Here is a 19359-nt window from a genome sequence, read left to right on the forward strand (position 1 = left end):
TTATTTTGCTGCTGCTTTAGATTGTCGTTCCCATTGCTGGAGAGATGGGTATGGGTCAAATGCCCATTCTGTTCTCCCATTAAATTTATAAATACCGTAATGCAAGTGCGGTGGGAATTTGCCTGATGTACCCTCTTTCCCATACCCAGAGCTTCCCACATAACCAAGGATTGTACCTGGCTCGACGATCTCCCCTACTTTGATGCCTTTGTTATAATAGGCAAGATGCGCATAATAATGATACGAGTTATGGTTGTCCCGTACACCGACACGCCATCCACCGAAGTCATTCCATCCCATTACTTCCACAATACCATACGAGGTTGATACAACAGGTGTGCCATAGCTAGCGAAAATATCGGTCCCTTCATGAATCCTTCTTCCACCCCAGCCTCGATTAGCACCCCACGTTCCTCTATAGCTATAATGATGCTTTACGGGAATCGGAAAGGCATGTGTATCTAAATCAATCGTATTATAATGTTTATACAGCTTTGCCATCGTGACAATTTGGTTCACGGCTTTTTCACTTTGGTAATATTCCCACAGCGCTAATTTAAAGTTTTCTTCCCCTAATCCAAATTGCCCTAAATAACTCGCCATGGTAAAGAGGATATCTTCATCATCATCACGACTTGCCACCCCATCACTATTGCCATCCAGTCCCATCCCACCAAAATAACCGATTGTCACGGGAGATGTATCGTCACTTGATGGATTTAATGGCCCCGACCAGTATTCCTCTGAAAACTGGATAGCGATTAGACTGTCGCGCTTCGGAATATCAGAACGAACCGATTGTATATTTCGTTCGTATTGGTCAACCGCAGCTAAAAAGTACCAAGGAACAAGTAACTCTCCAAAATGTACGTAATGCGCGAGACGTTGCTCCAAAATTTCTTCCTTAGATGGCTCTTCATTTGCTGATGCACTAGTTGAAAAAACAGTGTTCCCAAACATAACTAATGCAAAAAAGGGAACAAGATATCGTCCCAAAAGACCAAACCTCCTTTTCCTTTTCTTTAGGATAACCGAATTTTTCTTTCCCATGAGTACATGTAATTTTTTTACATATTTTATTTGTAGCAATTATTCCTTTTTTATTGTGCTTTTACTCTTATCGGGATTTGACTTAAAAATTACATTTGTATACGTTGCTCTTTTTTATGCATATGCTTTATATAAACATACACATATTACATGAAATCTGTTTCTCTATAATGATTATGGAGGTGTAATGGCATTGATTAAAATTACAGCAGATAGCACTTGCGACCTCCCTCCAACAATTTTGAGTGCATTAGAGATAACAATTAATCCGCTACATGTTTTAGTAGATAACGCAAACTTCCGTGACGGCATTAACATCACACCACAAGATCTATTTAAGTATGTAGAAGTAGAAAATAAAAAATGTACAACAGCAGCTATTAATATTTATGAATACGAGGGATTTTTTGCTCCATTTGCAAAAGAATATGAGGCGGTAATTCATATTAATGTAGGTGCTCGCTTTTCTTCCTGTTATGCAAATGCAAAAATGGCAGCACAGCGTTTCGATAATGTGTATATTATCGATTCACAAAATTTTTCAACTGGTAGTGGGCATCTTGTATATGATGCAGCGTTATTAGCAAAACAAGGCTCTTCCGCTGAGGAAATTGTCGAGAAGATTGAAGCACTTGTCCCCAAACTTAATACAAGTTTTCTGATGGATCGTTTAGATTACTTAAAAAAAGGTGGTCGTTGTACAAATATCGAGCTATTTGCCACAACATTATTAAAAATTAAGCCTGCGATTGAAGTAAGGAATGGAGAAATGGTTGTAGGTAAAAAATATCGTGGCACCCTTTTAAAATGCTTAGAAAAGTATATAAAGGACCGATTCCAAAATAATAAAGACATCGATTACAGTCGTTTATTTATTACACATTCGATGTGTCCACCTAAAATCGTTGAACAAGTGAAAGCTTGGGTTATTCAATATGCACAGTTTCATGAAGTCATCGAAGCCTATGCTGGTACGGCACTATCTGTACATGCTGGTCCCAACACACTCGGCCTTTTCTATAAGCGAACATAAATCGTATATTTATTTTAGAACCCTTCATTTTTTCTAATCAGTGTAATCGATCACTTTATAAGGAATCGTTTACGCTTTTTTCTTGGCCAAAAAATTTCAAGCGTTTTACCTATTTTTAATATTCGTATGTTTACATTAACTTTATATACAGGAAAATAGAAAGGTCGATTTTTCATGAATTTTAAAAATTTTATTGAACATCCACTCTTTTCAAAGGCTATTATGACATTCATTGTTATTAATGCGATTTTGATTGGTCTAGAAACGTATCCAACGATTTATAATGATAACCAAATGTTTTTCAAAGTGTTTGATATTGCTTTACTTAGTATTTTTACAATCGAGATTATATTAAAAATAATCGTTTATAAAGGAAAGTTCTTTGTAAATGGTTGGAATGTATTTGATTTTACGATTGTAGCACTCAGTCTTCTTTTTATCGGCTCAAGCTTTATTAGTGTCCTACGTATTTTACGTGTGCTACGTATACTACGAACATTATCGACCTTTCCTTCATTACGTAGAATCGTCAATGCCTTATTTATGTCCATCCCGATTATGGGGAGTACTTTATTGTTGATGATGATTATGTTTTATATTTATAGCATTATCGGTACCCTGTTTTTTGGTAACACATCTCCTGAGTATTTTGGGAATTTGCAGCTCTCACTGTTAACATTATTCCAAATATTTACACTTGAAGCATGGGCAAGTGAAATATTCCGCCCAATTTTCGAAACACATAGCTGGTCGTGGATGTATTTTGCAAGCTTCATTATTTCAAGTGCATTTATTGTGGCAAACATCTTCTTCGGGGAACTTGTCAATAACGCGCAAAAACTATCTACAGAGCTTGAAACAGAAAACAATGCGATTGTCAACGAGCTGGATAGTGTACAAACCGAACTAATGAAATTACACAAACAAAACCAATTACTCCATATGAAATTAGATAAAATGACAAGACTAATGGAAGAAACAACTAAAGAAAAAGCACATGAAATATAGATTAATCCCAAATTACAAAAATCCACCTCGCTTGTGCGGAGGTGGATTTATCATTACAATTTAAATTGTTGTACTTCTGCATTCAATTGTTCTGCTAAAGCAGCTAATTGATCGGCACTTCTTACGACTTCTTCCATCGTGCTCACCGTTTCCTCTGTCGTGGCTGTCGTCTGTTCTACACCAGCAGCCGATTCCTCAGAAATGGATGCAATTTCGTCAATGGATGTACCGATTTCTTCTGTACTTGCTAACACATCATTTAAGTTAGCTGCAATCGTATCAATACTTTTAATCATATATTCTACAGCGCCAGAAATATCATTAAATGTTTCATTTGTTTCAGTAATTTGTTCTGTTCCTTTTTTCACTTCATTATAGCCATCTTGCAATGAACGCGTGACATTCCCTGTTTCTTGTTGGATACGACCCACAATCGCTGAAATGTCCGCTACTGAAAACTGCACTTGCTCTGCCAGCTTACGTACTTCATCTGCTACAACCGCGAACCCTTTCCCATGCTCTCCTGCACGTGCTGCTTCAATAGCGGCGTTTAACGCAAGCAAGTTCGTTTGATTTGAAATATCGTCAATAACAGATACAAGTTTTGAAATTTCTGCTGATTGCTCATTGAGTTCCTCTACTTTGCGAACGGACTCTAATACAATCTCATTGATGGTAGACATTTGCTCCGTTGAGCTCGTCATTAATCCTTTACCGGATTCTGTTAGTTTTTGAACTTGACTGGAATTATTTTTTAGTGTCATACTTTCTTGTGTTGTTTCTTGAATACGATGTGAAAACGTACGCATCGCCTCCGCTAAGTCTCCAGCAGTTGACGCTTGTGTTTCTGTCCCCGCTGCAAGCTCCTGCATAGTATAGACGACTTGCTCTGCCCCTGTTTTGACTTCATTTGAAGATTGTGCTAACTCTTCACTGCTTGAAGCAACGGTTACAGAAACTTCAGAAATGGATTGAATTGTAGATTTTAACTTATCATTCATACCATTTGCTGCTGTCATTAATGTACCCACTTCATCACGTCGTTGCCCTACCTGTAACGGTTCATTGCCTAAATGACCATCTGCTAGCTGTTGCATTCGATCTGCTACTGCTTGGATTGGTCTTGAAATTTGATTTGCTGTTAATAGCGCTAATACAATACCAATTACGGTAATTGCTAAACTAACGACTAGCCCTATTATTTTATTATTTGAACTTGTCTGTACTACATCATTTCCAACTGTTTCAATGCTCTGTGCTCGCTCACTCGCCATTTTCTCATAACCCGTTCGGACTTCTGTGACAAGACTGTTAATCGCCGTTAAGTTTTTAAGTGCCTGTTCTGCATCACCACTTTGGTACACAGCAAATACATCATTTTCTACCCCATTACTCCATGTACGTGCCGTTTCGACTAACTTATTCCGTTCTTCTGTATTCACATATTGCTCAATGATGGCGTTATTTTCTTCTGCCAGTTTACGGTATTCATTAAACACATCTATGTAAGTAGCATCACCTGTGATTACATAGCTTAATGCTGCAGATAATCGAACACTTACTGAAGTAGCTAAATTTTGACTTGCATTTAAGATAACAATATCTTCTTCTACGAGGGATTCCGCTTTGTTTTCCATTTGCGTATTGGAGAAAAAATTATAGCCTGCAAATATAGCAAGAAATACTAGTAAAATAATAAATACACTTAGAATACGCGTTTTAAGTGATCTAAAATTGAGTAAAGCTAACATTTAAAAAACTTTCCTTCCTTTTTAGATTATTTTTTATATTATAACAAATACCATTCTATAACGATTCTTATAATGATTTCAAAAGTTTTTCTAATATACTGTAAAAAAGGTGTTTTTGGCATAACGGGCGTATAAATAGTCATTAACGCCTTATTCCTTATAGGGTATTAGAACTATATGACCAAACTTTACTAATATAACACTATTCTTATTAGTATAAGAAAACTAGAAATAATCTATAAGATATAGTAAATATAATTTCAACAATTTGGTGCCATTCAAAGTTAGCGTGATAACCTCTTTGTGTTTTTAAATCGATAATACACATTTGCACATAAGCCGATACATAAAATACTTGCAATTAATAATAAAAAACTCATGCCTTCTGCAAGTTGTAAATAAAGTCCCCCTAGTGTTGGTCCACTTAGACTACCCAAACTAAAGAAAATACCACAAAGGAGGTTTCCTGTTGGAAGTAATTCTTTCGGCGTTAAATCGGCCATATACGTAATCCCTAATGAAAATAAAGAGCCCACACTCATACCTGCAAAGGCAAAAATAGTAATCATCATCCAGTCCGAATGTTCGAAGTAACTACAGAAGAAAAATAAGATGGTGCCGCTGAAAAGCCCTCCTACAATCACGTTACTTCTCCCAATTTTATCGCCTAATATGCCAAGTGGAAGCTGCGTAACGATTGCCCCTATCGAAAAAGCCGTTAACATTAACGATACGGTTGCTACATCAAAATCCAGTCGCAATGCATAAACAGGAAATAACGAGTTCATCGAAGATTCTAAAAAGCCATAGACAAACGGTGGTAAGAAAGCAATCCAACTAAATGTAAATACTAATTTATACCGTTGCCACCCTGTACTTGTCGCATCTCCTTTTAATGCTGCTGGATGCTCATTTTTGACAAAGAATACAAGGGACCAAGCTAAAAGACAAAGCACGCTCGAAATGATAAATGGCAATGCTTCTGACACTTCGACAAGATTGACAAATAACGGCCCTACAGCAAAGCCAATTCCAAAGGATAAGCCGTAAATAGACATTTTCTTTCCTAGATTGCCATTGTTAGCATCCGATGTCACCCATGTTTGTGTTGCAAAGTGTAACGCATGATCTCCAATACCAATTAGCATGCGTAATAAAAACCAAAATGTCGCTGATTTCCAAAACGGGAATAGGAAAAGCGCTATAAACACGAACGCACCGCCCATTAAAATAATTGGTTTATACCCATACTTTCTTAATGGCTGTTCTATAAAAGGAGAGATCAATAAAGTCCCTATATATAAACCCGTTGCATTTAATCCGTTAAGAAAGGATGAGACGCCATCTGTTTCAAAAATAACGGAAATAAGCGGAAGTAACATTCCTTGTGAAAAACCTGAAATCGATACGATAATGACTAAAATCCAAAACTTTCGTTGTTCATAATTTGAGATACTGTTCATACTTGCCTCCACCTACTTCGATATCCGTACTATCTTATCATAGGATCTAAACAGGTATGTTAGCTAAATTTTTCTCATACTAAAAAACCCTAGCAAACTTTATGTTTAAAAGTTTACTAGGGTTTCAACTATTCCTATGGATCATAATGATTAAAAAGCTTAATCGGCAAGCTCAGCCGAAAAATCCTTCATCCTCCCTCCTTTTCCTGTGGGATTGAGTGTTCATTGTTTCGTATTTTCCATCCCCCCTTGTATTTGATATCTATAATCTATCACAATATTTCAATTTTGTAAATATTCAAAATTTAATAACGAGGTATGAAATTACTAAATTTCTCTCCATGCTATACAAACATTGAAATTTACATAAAAATTCGCTACGATAACCTTAACAGTTGAAAGGTGGCACATCTTATGTCAAATCCGCTTACAAACAAAGAACAGCAAGTAACTTATTTAAAAGAACGTTTAGAAATTTTTTTAGAAGTATTAGATGCAATTGACCCAGAAACAACAGATTTAGAAGATATCGACCGCTTAATCAAAATGATGGATGATTTAGAAGAAAAAATGGATCAATTCCAATCGCGCGACGAAAAATAAATGGTGAGGTAACATTACGTACTCGTAATGTTACCTCTTTTTTAATGACAGTCCCAATTATATAGTACACGGTCAAAACGTTTATGAATTAAATCTTCTTTAGAGATAAAGAAATTGCCAACTCCTACATCTCCCCACATAATATCAAAGTCATCATCCGTATCAAGTTGGAATAATAAAATGAGCTGTTCTTGATAATCTCCATACTCTCGTGGGTCTGCTTGTGTAAAGTACGGATATCCACCGATTTTATGTCCCTGCGTTTCAAGCTCTTCAAAATACAAATCGTGTAACTCGTATGAATCATCTTCAATACCGATTACTTGATCAAATCGAAAATCACTTAACGTCATCGGCTCTTCCGCTACATGAAATGTCATGCTATAAGAACAATCAAAATCAAAGGGTCCATATTGTTCTTCATCCGTTTCTAAAAACGCAAAATCTGTTAGTAGTTTACTCTCATCATCTACAATCGTTTCATGATACAGCACACGGAAGTTTTTTTGACTTTGTCCGTTATCAAAATCTAACCCCATCACATCATCTAATGGATGAATATAAAATTGTAAAATGCCTTGTTGCGGGAAATCATGTAATACTTGAGGGATTTCCGCAAAGTTAATTTGTGCAAGCAAGCGAAGTGGTTGTCCGTCTTCGCCTAGTGGATAAGTATCCTCCGCTAAAAAATAAGGTGTTCCCCCCACTTTACTACTAAACCGATTCGTTTCTTCATCTGATAAAGTAATGCGTACAACTGTATCTAACGTTTGTTCAATTTTTGTACGATAAGATTCTAACGCAACTGGAAAACTCACAATATTATCCTCCTTCACCCTACTATTCCCTTTATTGTAATATAAACAAATACCAAAATCAAACATTTGTTCCTGTTTTTATTTTGAAGCTCAGATGAAAGAACATATAATAGACAGAATTTTTCATTAGCGAATGTTGGTAGTTGTACGTGTGCTCTTTTTTTTATTCATTTAAACAGTTATAATGATTAATGGTTTGAAATAATATTATTTTTCTGGGGGGAAAAATAGAATGACATACTTACAAACTTTAGAAAAAAGCCTATATAATTTAGTGACTGAAACGTCTACTAACTTACCAAAAGACGTTCGTCGTGCGATTAAAGCGGCAAAAGAAGCAGAAAACGCTGGTACACGTGCAGCGATGTCTTTAGACACAATTACAACAAACATCGTAATGGCTGAAGATAACGTTTCTCCAATCTGTCAAGATACAGGTCTTCCAACATTTAAGGTGTATACTCCTGTAGGCGTCAACCAAATTGAGATCAAAAAAGCAATCCAAAACGCAATCGCTAACGCAACAGGTGATGCAAAATTACGTCCAAACTCAGTAGATTCTTTAACTGGTAAAAACTCTGGTAACAATATCGGAGCGGGTCTTCCAGTTGTTAAATTCGAGCAATGGGAAAATGATTACATTACAGTAAAGCTGATCCTTAAAGGTGGCGGCTGTGAAAATAAAAATATCCAATACTCACTTCCATGTGAATTAGAAGGTCTTGGCCGCGCTGGTCGTGACTTAGATGGTATCCGTAAATGTATCCTACATTCAGTATGGCAAGCTCAAGGACAAGGCTGTTCAGCTGGCTTCATCGGTGTTGGCATTGGTGGGGACCGTTCTTCTGGTTACGATCTTGCAAAAGAGCAATTATTCCGTCATGTAGATGATGTAAACCCAATCGAAGACTTAGCAAAATTAGAGGCTTACATCGTTGAAAAATCAAACACATTTGGCGTTGGTACAATGGGCTTCGGCGGTGAAGCAACATTACTAGGCTGTAAAATCGGCGTAATGGACCGCTTACCAGCATCATTCTTCGTATCAGTAGCTTACAACTGTTGGGCATACCGTCGTATGGCAATCGACATCAACCCAGAAACAGGCGAAATCATGAACTGGCACTACCAAGAAGGTGAAAAAATCACTTTCCGCGACGAAGAACAAACAGCTGCTACAACGGACAATAAAGTAGTAGAGCTGGTTGCTCCAATCACAGAAGAACAAATTCGCGAACTTAAAGTTGGGGATGTAGTGAAAATCACAGGTCGCATGTACACTGGCCGTGACGCAATCCACCACCACTTAATCGGAGAAGGCGTCGAAGCTCCTGTTGATTTAAATGGTCAAATTATTTACCACTGTGGTCCTGTTATGGCAAAAGACGAAGAGGGGAACTGGACAGTTAAGGCTGCTGGTCCAACAACATCTATTCGTGAGGAGCCATACCAAGGCGATATTATGAAAAAGTTCGGTATCCGTGCGGTTATGGGTAAAGGCGGTATGGGTCCAAAAACACTTGCTGCTCTTAAAGAGCATGGTGGCGTATACTTAAATGCTATCGGTGGTGCTGCTCAGTACTACGCTGATTGCATCAAATCAGTAGATGGTGTTGACTTAATGGAATTCGGTATTCCTGAAGCAATGTGGCACTTATCAGTAGAAGGCTTTACAGCAGTTGTAACAATGGATTCACACGGTAATTCATTACACGCTGATGTAGAAAAATCTTCATTAGATAAATTAGCAATGCATGCAGAGCGTGTCTTCTAATCTAATCATTGAATACAATAAACTCGTAACGAAAAATTTTCGTTACGAGTTTTTTATTGCAATCCTTTTCCAAAAGATGTATCCTTTATTTATAATAATTATAAAAAAGTAATAAATAAAAATAAATGAAATCTTTTATCAATTAGCTTAAAATAAAGGTTTTGATACTGAATTTCATTATCAAGGAGGTCTTTGTGATGGATTCTAATCGAGAATCTTTATCATTAATTGAGAAAACCAAAGAACATATTGAACTGATTGCTGCGCTAACAGCAGGTCTTATTTTATTACTTGCTTGGCGCATGGATGCAGTTGGACTTGAAACAGCAGCGATTATTGCGTATATTTCCGCCTACGTAATCGGTGGTTTCGCGAAAGCAAAGGAAGGGATCACAGAAACAGTTCAAACGCGTCAACTAAATGTAGAAATTTTAATGATTTTAGCTGCCATTGGTTCGGCCATTATCGGTTATTGGGTGGAAGGCGCGATTTTAATTTTCATCTTCGCTGTGAGTGGTGCACTTGAAACATACGCCATGAATAAAAGCCACCGCGAAATTTCAGCCTTAATGGAATTACAACCAGAAGAAGCTTGGCTTGTCCGTGGTACATTTGAGCCGATCAAAGTAGCGGTAAGCGAATTACAATTAGGCGACCATGTTCTTGTAAAACCAGGTGAACGCATTTCTGTAGATGGGGTCATTTTTAAAGGGCATTCAACAATCGACGAAGCCGCTATTACAGGTGAATCAATGCCTATCACAAAAGAAACAGGCGAATCTGTATTTGCTGGGACAGTGAATTTAAACGGTGCTTTAACGATTAAAATGACAAAGCGAAATGATGAAACACTATTCCAAAAGATTATTACACTCGTTCAGTCAGCACAAAGTGAGAAATCTCCTTCTCAACAATTTATCGAGCGATTCGAAAGCATTTATGTAAAAGGAGTACTAGTTACAGTCGGCCTTATGTTGTTTTTGCCACATTATATCGTGGGCTGGGATTGGTCCACAACGTTTTATCGTGCAATGGTATTACTTGTCGTTGCTTCTCCATGTGCACTCGTAGCATCTGTTATGCCTGCAACGTTAGCAGCCATTTCAAATGGCGCACGAAATGGTATTTTATTTAAAGGTGGCGTTCATCTTGAACACTTTGGCCATTTAAAAGCATTAGCTGTCGATAAAACAGGGACACTGACAGAGGGAAAACCGGTTGTAACGGACTTTTTAGTACGAGATCATGTGGAAACAGAAGAGGCGCTAGCCATTTTAGCCACGATTGAGGACCAATCTATACATCCCCTCGCTGAAGCTATTTCTCGTTATGCAGATACGCTGCACATTACGCGTCATCGAAACGTAACGATTCAAGATATACCTGGTCATGGACTTGAAGCAACAGTAGATGGTGTACAGTACAAAGTCGGTAAACCAGACTTTATTGGACGTGAAGAAGTAGAACAGTTTGCTAACGGTGCATTAAATCGTCTCTCATCTGAAGGGAAAACAGTTATTTTCATGCGAGATGAATCGGGCATTTTAGCTGCTGCCGCATTGAAAGATACCGTGCGTGAAGAAGCGAAGACAGCTATCAGCGCTTTACAAGAGCTTGGCATTCGTGTCGTTATGTTGACTGGAGACAATCAGCATACAGCCAGTGTTATTGCACAGGAATCGGGAGTAAATGATTTTGTGGCTGAATGCTTACCTGAAACAAAGGTAAACTATATTAAACAATACAATGAACAATATCACTATGTCGGGATGGTTGGGGACGGCATTAACGATGCCCCTGCTTTAGCAACAGCTTCTGTCGGCATTGCAATGGGGGGCGGTACTGATGTAGCGCTCGAAACAGCAGACGTTGTATTAATGAAAAATAATTTATCGAAAATTGCCTATGCCGTGCGTATGTCACGAAAAATGCAGCGCATCGTAAAGCAAAATATGTTTTTCTCGATTGCTGTGATTATGTTACTTGTCATCTCTAACTTCTTTCAAGCAATTAACTTACCGCTTGGTGTCATCGGACATGAAGGCAGTACCATTTTAGTTATTTTAAACGGATTACGTATGTTGCGAAATATGTAAAAAGCGAGCAGGGGGCTTATCCCCTACTCGCTTTTTAACATTCTTGAGAATCGATGCTTGCATTGTTTGTTTTACTCATTCGCCTCTTCTTCACTACAACATTGATTAATCCGCCCAAAATTAAAATCATCCCTGTAAAATAGAGCCATAGCATTAACACGATTACACCACCGATGCTACCATATGTCGCACTATAATTGCCAAAATTATTAACATAAAACGAAAATCCATATGTTAAAATAAGCCAACCAGCTGTAGCAAAAATAGCACCTGGCAGTACGCTAGCGCACTTTAAACGTGGGTTTGTGTTCGGGACAATCCAATACATGATGATCATAATAAGAAAAATCATTAGCGGTGGTATTAACCAGCGAAACGTATTCCAAATCGATTCAAATGAATTGGCTACACCGATATAGGAAAATAATAAGTTTCCGATTTGCTTGCCGAAAACCGGAAATACGAGCGCTACTAAAATAATAAATACAAAAGCGAATGTAAAGAGCAGTGACCAAGTTCGGTGCAAAACACCTACTTGTGCCTCTACCTCATACGCTTGATTTAACGCCTTCATTAACGCATTAATCCCTTTAGAAGCGGACCAAATCGTGCCGATAATCCCGATAGAAAGTAAACCACTATTTTGATGTGTTAGCACTTGCATTAATGTTCCCTCAATCAGGGAATATACCTCTTCTGGCATTACATCGCCTAAAAACAAAAAGACGTGCTCCTGCTTTAAATTTAAGTATGGGAGCAGCGTCACCATAAAAATAAGTAACGGAAAAAATGATAACAAAAAGAAGTAGGCGAGTTGCGCACCCATTCCCGACATATCCACACGTTGAATGCCGACCATTAAATCTTGAAAGAAGCCTTTTACAGTTGTCCGATCGATTTCAGCTTCCTCTGGTGCTACAAATGATTTTACGAAAGTGACTACTGCATGAGAGGCAGTATTTTTTTGTTCTTTCATAAAAGTTCACCCCTTCTTCAAAACACCTGCACTATGCATCTGCATCTTTTTTCGAAAAAGCCTCTTTTGTTTCCGTTACAAGACTCATGACTGTTTGAGGTAACGCTTTTGCGTCTTCAATTTTTGTCATAACTACACCCATATTTTGCTGAGTTGACGAATAGACAGATTGGAATTGCTCTACCTTTGTTTCGAGAAGTTGCATGAATTCATCACGATTTTGTGTATAGTACGTTACTGTATCTTTCATTTTTTTTGATGTTTCGATTGTGTGCTCACGCGTTGCTTTGTCTAGCATACTAATCGCAGCGCCTGCCATAGCACCGATTAAAATTGCAGGTACTAACTTACTTTTCACCATAGCTATTCCTCCCCTATGTCCTTTTATGCTGAAATACATTGTATCAAAAGGTGATGCTATGTTTATTTTAAACAGTTTTGCACCTTTTTGAAAGTAATGGGCAAGTAAATTTACGCTTCATAAAGCATTTTTTTCGTCATACCACCATCAATGATGATATTTGTGCCCGTAATAAAATTATTTTCTGGATTCGTTAAATATAAACATGCTTGCGCAATATCTTCAGGCTTTCCAACGCGCATGGATAAATGCTGCTCATGATCAATTGCTCGTAAAGCTTCATAATTTTGCGTTTCAATCCACCCTGGTGAAATACAATTCACGGTAATACGTTGCTTTGCAAAAGATGCGGCAAGTGCATGTGTCAATGCTATGATACCACCTTTACTGGCTGCATATGCCTCTGTATATTCCTCTGATTGAAAAGCCCGTGTAGAAGCCATCGATACAATCGCTCCACCCTTCATATATTTTGAAGCTTCGCGGGCACATAAAAATACACTACGCAAATTTGTATTTATTACATCATCCCATACCTCAAGTGAAAGTTCCGTTGGTGGTGTGACAACGAATTTCCCGGCATTATTAATCAATATATCAATTGTACCGAATCGTTCAACGGTTTGTGCCATTAAAGCTTGTATATCCTGTTCACTTTTGACATCTGTTCGGATAAAATGCACCGTTGTATCAGCTGGTTCCTGTAAATCTGCTACAATTACAACGGCTCCTTGCTCAACATATTTCCGCGCAATCGTACGCCCAATTCCTTGTGCACCACCTGTGACGATGACCACTTTATTTTTAAACATCGAACCGCCTCCTTCCTTGCAAACGTATCACGTATTCAGCTGATTTTCAAACGGATTAGGAGTTGACTTTACTATAACAAAATGAAATGATATGTTCGTACACGCAGAAAGGTAGGTTAGATTATGGATTTATCTACACCATCACAAGACAATGTCATTTATATGATTGAACAAATGAAAGAAAAGCTTCGTATGGTAAATGTGGATGCAATGAAGCCCGAACATTTCAGCGAAGAAAACTATGAAGATTTACTATATTTATATGAAATGGTCATGAAGCGCGATTCATTTACACCAAGTGAAATGCAGGCAATTGTCGCAGAACTTGGCTCATTCCGCAAATAAAAATAGGACGGCTCTAACTAGAGCTGTCCTATTTTTATGAAAAAGATTATTTCCTCGGAAATGTTGTCGAAATTACTTATTTAATGCGACAGCAATCGCCGCACCAATACGCGCATTATTTTTTACAAGCGCAATATTCGCCTCTAGTGATTTCCCTTCCGTTAACTCTTTTACTTTGCCAAGTAAGAAAGGTGTGACTTCTTTTCCAGCAATACCGCGTTCCTCTGCTTCTGTTAATGCACGTTCAATAATGCCGTTAATAAACGCCGCATCTAGTGCCTCTGCTTCAGGAATTGGATTTGCAATAACAGCGCCTCCACGTAGACCTAAATCCCATTTTGCACGCATCATATTTGCTACTTCTTCTGCTGAATCTGCACGGAAATTCACATCGAATTGTGATTCGCGTGTATAGAAAGCTGGTAGCATATCTGTACCATAGCCAATGACAGGCACACCTTTTGTTTCTAAATATTCTAATGTTAAACCAATATCTAAAATCGATTTAGCACCTGCACAAACAACGGCTACATTTGTCACCGCTAATTCCTCTAAATCAGCAGAAATGTCCATTGTTGTTTCTGCACCACGGTGCACACCACCGATACCACCTGTAACAAATAACTCGATTCCTGCAAGCTCTGCACAAATCATTGTGGCAGCTACTGTTGTTGCCCCTAATTTTTTCGTTGCTAGTAAATAACCTAAGTCGCGACGAGATGTTTTTGCAACACCTTGCGCGTTCCCGAACATTTCTAATTCTTCATCTGATAAACCGATTTTAATTTGTCCATCGATTAATGCAATGGTTGCCGGCACTGCACCGTTTTCACGAATAATTTGCTCTACTTCACGTGCCGTTTGTACATTTTGTGGATAAGGCATACCGTGTGAAATAATCGTTGATTCGAGTGCAACAATTGGTAAGCCCTTCTCTTTTGCTTCTAGTACTTCTTGTGAATAAGATAAATATTGTTTCATTATGATTCCCTCCAAATAGTTAATTCATTTGATGATAAATCTTCCCGAACGGTTGTATCGCATTGTAATGTTTTGGATGCATTATATAGCCCGAAGCGTACCGCATCTATAAACAACTCTCCATGTAATGCAGCATGTAAAAATGCACTTACAAAGGCATCTCCAGCTCCTGTTACATCTACAATTGTTTCGATAGATATTGCATATAATCGTTCGATTTTGTCCTTACTCCCTGCAACGACTCCTGCACTACCAAGCGTTAACACGACATGCTCTGCACCTTTAGCTAACAAATCACGAACCGCCAACTCGTAGTCTTCCTCGGTTTGTAACGAGCGGGATAAATACGTTTCCGCTTCATCACGATTGCAAATAAAGTACGTGACACCTGTTAAATCTCCAGGCATACGACTCATTTTCGGTGAGGATACGGGTACAATAACAAATGGAATCGTTCGTAATTTAGCTAGTGCTAATGCATATTCCACCGCTTCTTTTGGACAGTTTAAATCTACGACAATACATTTGGCATCGAGTATACGTGATTCATGTTTACTCATTAGCTCTGGCAGTAACTCATCATAAATCGCCATATCCGCCATCGCAATGACTAATTCACCATCACGACTTAGTACAGCTGAGTACGAGCCTGTTGAGTGTCTTTGTAACGTCGCTGTCATGTCGAATGACATAAATTCTTCTGAATGCTGTTTTATTTTTTCTGCATCCGCATCTTCACCTAGCACCGTCATTAACTTAACGTCATTACCAAGTCTACCTAAGTTTTCTGCAATATTACGGGCTACACCACCGACACTCGTTGTAACATTTACAGGATTTGATGTTGCTAATTGCACAGCACCTTCTACGTGAAATTTCCGATCCACATTGGCTCCACCAATGGTGACAATCGCTTGTCTTTTCGGTAAAACGTAGGCACGCCCAACAACTTCCCCTTTCTTGATAAGCGAGGATACTGTATTCGCCAGTGCGGGTCTAGACATTCCTAATCTTTCTGCCATTTCCTGTTGCGATAAATACGGATTTTCTTGTATCAATCGCAATACAAGCTGTTCTTTTTCATTCAAGGTATTCACCTCCGGAATAAACATTTGTTTAAATTATAAACTTTTGTTTGAAGAAATGCAAATAAAAACAGCAAACCTATTTTAGTTTGCTGTTTTATCGCTTAATTATTTACGTCTGTTTTTATGTTATTCGTATTCGTTGTATTACCAACAGGTAAATCAGAGCCATCTTCTGCTACAAGAGGTTGTATTAACACCTCAACACGACGGTTTTTTGCGCGCCCTTCCGCTGTATCATTGGAAGCAATTGGATTATACTCACCGAAGCCCCTCACACTAAAGTACTTAGAATCCAAATCCGGATTTGAATTCACAATAATTTTCAAGAAGTTTACAGCGCGGATCACAGATAATTCCCAGTTTGAAGCAAATTCTGCTGTGTTCATCGGCACAGTATCCGTATGTCCCGTAATGATTACATTACGCGCTGGATTAAACGCTAAAATCTCTGATAATTCTTCCGCAATATTAGTATATTCCGGCTTAATATTTGCACTACCTGGCGCAAATAACACGCTATCACGAATCGTGATGAGTAACCCTTCATCCGTCATCACTGTTGAAAATTGACTTTCTAATTCATTCACAGCGATTAACTGCTCTACACGTTCCTGCGCTTCTTGTAATTGCTTTTGGTCTTCCAAATATTTAGTGGCAGCCTCACTTAATTGTGAACTATTCGGTGAAGACACAGGAGATGTATGTTCCATCACACCCGTTCCACCATCAAATACTTGATTGAACACCTCTGACATTTTTTGTAGTTTTTCTTGATCCACAGTACTCGAAGCAAAAAGAACGATAAATAACGCGAGTAGAAGCGTTAATATGTCTGCATACGGTACTAACCAAGATTCATCGATATGCTCTTCATGTTTTTTATGTTTACTCTTCTTTGCCAAGGCCACCCGCCCCGCTTTCCGTAATTTGCTTACGTTCTTCCATTGTTAAGTATGAAGCTAATTTTTGTTCGATTATACGAGGCGCCTCTCCTTCTAATACAGAAAGGATTCCCTCAATCATCATCATTTTTTGTTTTACTTCTACAGCTGATTTACGCTTTAATTTGTTGGCAAATGGGTGCCATAAAACGTAACCAGTAAAAATACCAAGTAATGTCGCGACGAAGGCTGCTGAAATGGCATGTCCTAGTTTATCGATATCTGACATATCTTTTAATGCTGCAATTAGACCTACTACGGCACCAAGTACCCCTAGTGTAGGTGCGTATGTACCAGCTTGTGTAAAAACTTGCGCACCACTTGCATGACGATCTTCCATCGCATGCACTTCTTCTGTTAATACATCTCTTATGTAATCTGCATTTTGCCCGTCAATGGCAAGCGTTAAACCATTCTTTAAGAATGGATCTTCAATTTCTGTTGCTTTACTTTCAAGCGCTAGCAACCCTTCTCGACGAGCTAAATCTGCCCACTGTGAGAACATTTTAATGATCTCTATATCATCTGCTAACTTTGTTTCTTTAAAGAGTTTACCAAATAACCTCGGCACACGTTTTAACTCTTTCATCGGGAAGGCAATGACGACTGCTGAAATTGTACCAAAAATAATGATTAGAATGGCTGCTGGGTTAACTAATACATCTGGTCCTACTCCTTTTAAATACATCCCTAATACTAGGGAGAAAAATGCTAGAATTATCCCTACTAATGACGAAATATCCATGCCTATACCTCCAATAACTCGCTCTTTTTTTTATTTCGACCTATTCTGCTTTTTATTAACATTTCTATTAATATAGTATAAAGGGTAATCTATTTTTTTTCGATGTCATAATGTTTTTTTCTTTCCAAATTAACAGTTTTTGATTATATTGAATCAATCATTGTAAGCAGTTTTGAATTTTTATATGGAGGAATGATAAAAATGATAGGTAATTTTAATAATAATCTTCTAAAGTATGCTGAACTCACCGTAAAAGTAGGTGTAAATATCCAAAAAGGGCAATTTCTTTATATCGCCGCTTCAACTGATGCAGTCGAATTTGTCCGTCTTGTGACAAAAATAGCATATGAAGCAGGCGCTAAACAAGTATTCGTGGATTTCTCCGATGATCAAATTGGCCGCTATCGCTATGAGTTAGCACCAGAAGATTCATTCGACTTCTTCCCCCCTTGGAAAGTACAAGAACGTGAATGGTTAGCAGAGCAAGGCGCAGCATTTATGAGCATTGTCTCCCAAAGCCCTGATCTATTAAAAGGAATTGAGCCGAAGCGCATTGCTACATTCCAAAAAGCGGCAGGTACAGCATTAAGTAAATACCGCCAATACGTACAATCAGATAAAATTTCTTGGACAGTGATTGCCGTTCCTTCGAAAGACTGGGCTGCTAAAGTGTTCCCACTGTTATCAGAAAATCAACAGATCGAAGCATTATGGGATGCAATTTTTAAAGCGACTCGTGCTGATTTAGAAAACCCTGTGGAAGCATGGGTACATCATAACCATACGTTGCATAAAAAAGTAGAGTACTTAAATGCTAAAAAATATGTAAAGCTTCATTATACTGCTCCTGGTACAGATTTAACGATTGAGCTACCAAAAGGACATTTATGGTGCGGTGCAGGCAGTATCAATGAACAAGGGAACGAATTCATGGCAAATATGCCAACAGAAGAAGTATTTACAGTGCCTCATAAAGACGGTGTCAATGGCTACGTTTCAAGTACAAAGCCTTTAAGCTATGGTGGGAATATTATCGATTGCTTTACACTGACTTTTGAAAACGGTCGCATTATTAATGTAGAAGCAGAACAAGGGGAAGAAGTATTAAAAAACCTAATTGCTACGGATGAAGGTTCTCATTACTTAGGTGAGGTGGCATTAGTTCCTTATAACTCTCCTATTTCTAACTCAGATTTACTATTCTTTAATACACTATTTGACGAAAATGCGTCCAATCACTTGGCAATTGGGAGCGCCTATGCCTTTTGCTTAGAAGGAGGAAAAACAATGTCAGCGGAAGAATTAGAAGCAAATGGATTAAACCGAAGCATTACCCATGTTGACTTTATGATTGGTTCTGCTAAGATGAATATTGACGGGATTACTGAGGATGGACAAGTAGAACCCGTTTTCCGTGGTGGAAACTGGGCATTCTAACACCTTCAAAATGTCGTCACAATTTTTGAATTTCCATAAATTAAACTATCACTTGTCTCATAGATTACGGTATAATT

The 19359-nt window shown here is 38.1% G+C and carries 18 protein-coding genes; 7 read left to right on the forward strand and 11 right to left on the reverse strand.

Annotation, left to right across the window (positions count from 1 at the left end):
* Window positions 1-960 (reverse strand): M23 family metallopeptidase, encoded by a 960-nt coding sequence (locus AC3II9_RS04135; RefSeq protein WP_489153616.1) that lies wholly within the window; start codon window positions 958-960, stop codon window positions 1-3.
* A gap of 277 nt (window positions 961-1237) precedes the next feature.
* Here AC3II9_RS04135 and AC3II9_RS04140 point away from each other — a divergent pair, with 277 nt between their 5' ends.
* Window positions 1238-2083, forward strand: coding sequence for a DegV family protein (locus tag AC3II9_RS04140; protein ID WP_489153373.1), 846 nt, complete (start codon window positions 1238-1240; stop codon window positions 2081-2083).
* Between the two features lie 174 nt (window positions 2084-2257).
* Window positions 2258-3091 (forward strand): ion transporter, encoded by an 834-nt coding sequence (locus AC3II9_RS04145; RefSeq protein ID WP_489153374.1) that lies wholly within the window; start codon window positions 2258-2260, stop codon window positions 3089-3091.
* Between the two features lie 53 nt (window positions 3092-3144).
* On the opposite strand, the gene AC3II9_RS04150 is transcribed toward AC3II9_RS04145, so the two are convergent.
* On the reverse strand, window positions 3145-4842 hold the full coding sequence (locus tag AC3II9_RS04150; RefSeq protein ID WP_489153376.1) for a methyl-accepting chemotaxis protein: 1698 nt from the start codon (window positions 4840-4842) through the stop codon (window positions 3145-3147).
* A 284-nt stretch (window positions 4843-5126) separates the two neighbouring features.
* Window positions 5127-6305, reverse strand: coding sequence for an MFS transporter (locus AC3II9_RS04155; RefSeq protein WP_489153378.1), 1179 nt, complete (start codon window positions 6303-6305; stop codon window positions 5127-5129).
* Window positions 6306-6719: 414 nt separating this feature from the next.
* Between AC3II9_RS04155 and AC3II9_RS04160 the strand changes: the two genes are divergently transcribed.
* Complete coding sequence (locus AC3II9_RS04160; RefSeq protein ID WP_391375397.1) at window positions 6720-6908, forward strand: SE1561 family protein; 189 nt, start codon at window positions 6720-6722, stop codon at window positions 6906-6908.
* A gap of 41 nt (window positions 6909-6949) precedes the next feature.
* Here the strand turns inward: AC3II9_RS04160 and AC3II9_RS04165 are convergent, their stop codons facing one another.
* On the reverse strand, window positions 6950-7726 hold the full coding sequence (locus AC3II9_RS04165; RefSeq protein ID WP_489153380.1) for a YwqG family protein: 777 nt from the start codon (window positions 7724-7726) through the stop codon (window positions 6950-6952).
* Between the two features lie 232 nt (window positions 7727-7958).
* Here AC3II9_RS04165 and AC3II9_RS04170 point away from each other — a divergent pair, with 232 nt between their 5' ends.
* Both AC3II9_RS04170 and AC3II9_RS04175 read left to right on the forward strand, forming a co-directional pair.
* Complete coding sequence (locus tag AC3II9_RS04170; RefSeq protein WP_489153381.1) at window positions 7959-9500, forward strand: fumarate hydratase; 1542 nt, start codon at window positions 7959-7961, stop codon at window positions 9498-9500.
* A gap of 197 nt (window positions 9501-9697) precedes the next feature.
* Window positions 9698-11596, forward strand: a complete 1899-nt coding sequence (locus tag AC3II9_RS04175; protein ID WP_489153383.1) for a heavy metal translocating P-type ATPase — start codon at window positions 9698-9700, stop codon at window positions 11594-11596.
* A gap of 34 nt (window positions 11597-11630) precedes the next feature.
* On the opposite strand, the gene AC3II9_RS04180 is transcribed toward AC3II9_RS04175, so the two are convergent.
* The 3 genes from AC3II9_RS04180 to AC3II9_RS04190 all read right to left on the reverse strand — a co-directional run bounded on the left by AC3II9_RS04180 (window position 11631) and on the right by AC3II9_RS04190 (window position 13745).
* Window positions 11631-12572 carry a YihY/virulence factor BrkB family protein gene (locus AC3II9_RS04180; protein ID WP_489153385.1) on the reverse strand — a complete coding sequence of 314 codons (942 nt, stop codon included), beginning with the start codon at window positions 12570-12572 and terminating at the stop codon, window positions 11631-11633.
* A gap of 31 nt (window positions 12573-12603) precedes the next feature.
* Window positions 12604-12933: a YtxH domain-containing protein gene (locus AC3II9_RS04185; RefSeq protein WP_489153387.1), complete on the reverse strand. Its 330-nt coding sequence runs from the start codon at window positions 12931-12933 to the stop codon at window positions 12604-12606.
* A 110-nt stretch (window positions 12934-13043) separates the two neighbouring features.
* Window positions 13044-13745 (reverse strand): SDR family oxidoreductase, encoded by a 702-nt coding sequence (locus tag AC3II9_RS04190; RefSeq protein WP_489153389.1) that lies wholly within the window; start codon window positions 13743-13745, stop codon window positions 13044-13046.
* 123 nt (window positions 13746-13868) lie between these two features.
* On the opposite strand from AC3II9_RS04190, the gene AC3II9_RS04195 reads away from it, so the two are divergent.
* The gene (locus tag AC3II9_RS04195; protein ID WP_431027994.1) at window positions 13869-14090 is read left to right on the forward strand and encodes a DUF1128 domain-containing protein; all 222 of its coding nucleotides are present in this window, start codon (window positions 13869-13871) and stop codon (window positions 14088-14090) included.
* Window positions 14091-14162: 72 nt separating this feature from the next.
* Here the strand turns inward: AC3II9_RS04195 and AC3II9_RS04200 are convergent, their stop codons facing one another.
* The 4 genes from AC3II9_RS04200 to motA all read right to left on the reverse strand — a co-directional run bounded on the left by AC3II9_RS04200 (window position 14163) and on the right by motA (window position 17845).
* Window positions 14163-15071: a pseudouridine-5'-phosphate glycosidase gene (locus tag AC3II9_RS04200; RefSeq protein WP_489153391.1), complete on the reverse strand. Its 909-nt coding sequence runs from the start codon at window positions 15069-15071 to the stop codon at window positions 14163-14165.
* Complete coding sequence (locus tag AC3II9_RS04205) at window positions 15071-16159, reverse strand: carbohydrate kinase (protein ID WP_489153393.1); 1089 nt, start codon at window positions 16157-16159, stop codon at window positions 15071-15073. The genes AC3II9_RS04200 and AC3II9_RS04205 overlap by 1 nt, the downstream gene beginning before the upstream one ends.
* A gap of 101 nt (window positions 16160-16260) precedes the next feature.
* Entirely contained in the window at window positions 16261-17061 is an 801-nt protein-coding gene (gene motB, locus AC3II9_RS04210; protein ID WP_489153395.1) for a flagellar motor protein MotB, read from the reverse strand.
* Window positions 17045-17845 carry a flagellar motor stator protein MotA gene (motA, locus tag AC3II9_RS04215; protein WP_489153397.1) on the reverse strand — a complete coding sequence of 267 codons (801 nt, stop codon included), beginning with the start codon at window positions 17843-17845 and terminating at the stop codon, window positions 17045-17047. The genes motB and motA overlap by 17 nt, the downstream gene beginning before the upstream one ends.
* A 201-nt stretch (window positions 17846-18046) precedes the next feature.
* Between motA and AC3II9_RS04220 the strand changes: the two genes are divergently transcribed.
* Window positions 18047-19282, forward strand: coding sequence for an aminopeptidase (locus AC3II9_RS04220; RefSeq protein WP_489153399.1), 1236 nt, complete (start codon window positions 18047-18049; stop codon window positions 19280-19282).
* Window positions 19283-19359: the final 77 nt, after the last annotated feature.

The sequence above is a fragment of the Lysinibacillus sp. RU7 genome, assembly GCF_057837305.1.

Excerpts from the sequence above, each read along its gene's own strand:
- AC3II9_RS04135 (WP_489153616.1), bottom strand. The coding sequence starts at position 960 with ATGTTTGGGAACACTGTTTTTTCAACTAGTGCATCAGCAAATGAAGAG.
- AC3II9_RS04140 (WP_489153373.1), top strand. The coding sequence starts at position 1,238 with ATGGCATTGATTAAAATTACAGCAGATAGCACTTGCGACCTCCCTCCA.
- AC3II9_RS04145 (WP_489153374.1), top strand. The coding sequence starts at position 2,258 with ATGAATTTTAAAAATTTTATTGAACATCCACTCTTTTCAAAGGCTATT.
- AC3II9_RS04150 (WP_489153376.1), bottom strand. The coding sequence starts at position 4,842 with ATGTTAGCTTTACTCAATTTTAGATCACTTAAAACGCGTATTCTAAGT.
- AC3II9_RS04155 (WP_489153378.1), bottom strand. The coding sequence starts at position 6,305 with ATGAACAGTATCTCAAATTATGAACAACGAAAGTTTTGGATTTTAGTC.
- AC3II9_RS04160 (WP_391375397.1), top strand. The coding sequence starts at position 6,720 with ATGTCAAATCCGCTTACAAACAAAGAACAGCAAGTAACTTATTTAAAA.
- AC3II9_RS04170 (WP_489153381.1), top strand. The coding sequence starts at position 7,959 with ATGACATACTTACAAACTTTAGAAAAAAGCCTATATAATTTAGTGACT.
- AC3II9_RS04175 (WP_489153383.1), top strand. The coding sequence starts at position 9,698 with ATGGATTCTAATCGAGAATCTTTATCATTAATTGAGAAAACCAAAGAA.
- AC3II9_RS04180 (WP_489153385.1), bottom strand. The coding sequence starts at position 12,572 with ATGAAAGAACAAAAAAATACTGCCTCTCATGCAGTAGTCACTTTCGTA.
- AC3II9_RS04185 (WP_489153387.1), bottom strand. The coding sequence starts at position 12,933 with ATGGTGAAAAGTAAGTTAGTACCTGCAATTTTAATCGGTGCTATGGCA.
- AC3II9_RS04190 (WP_489153389.1), bottom strand. The coding sequence starts at position 13,745 with ATGTTTAAAAATAAAGTGGTCATCGTCACAGGTGGTGCACAAGGAATT.
- AC3II9_RS04195 (WP_431027994.1), top strand. The coding sequence starts at position 13,869 with ATGGATTTATCTACACCATCACAAGACAATGTCATTTATATGATTGAA.
- AC3II9_RS04200 (WP_489153391.1), bottom strand. The coding sequence starts at position 15,071 with ATGAAACAATATTTATCTTATTCACAAGAAGTACTAGAAGCAAAAGAG.
- motA (WP_489153397.1), bottom strand. The coding sequence starts at position 17,845 with ATGGATATTTCGTCATTAGTAGGGATAATTCTAGCATTTTTCTCCCTA.
- AC3II9_RS04220 (WP_489153399.1), top strand. The coding sequence starts at position 18,047 with ATGATAGGTAATTTTAATAATAATCTTCTAAAGTATGCTGAACTCACC.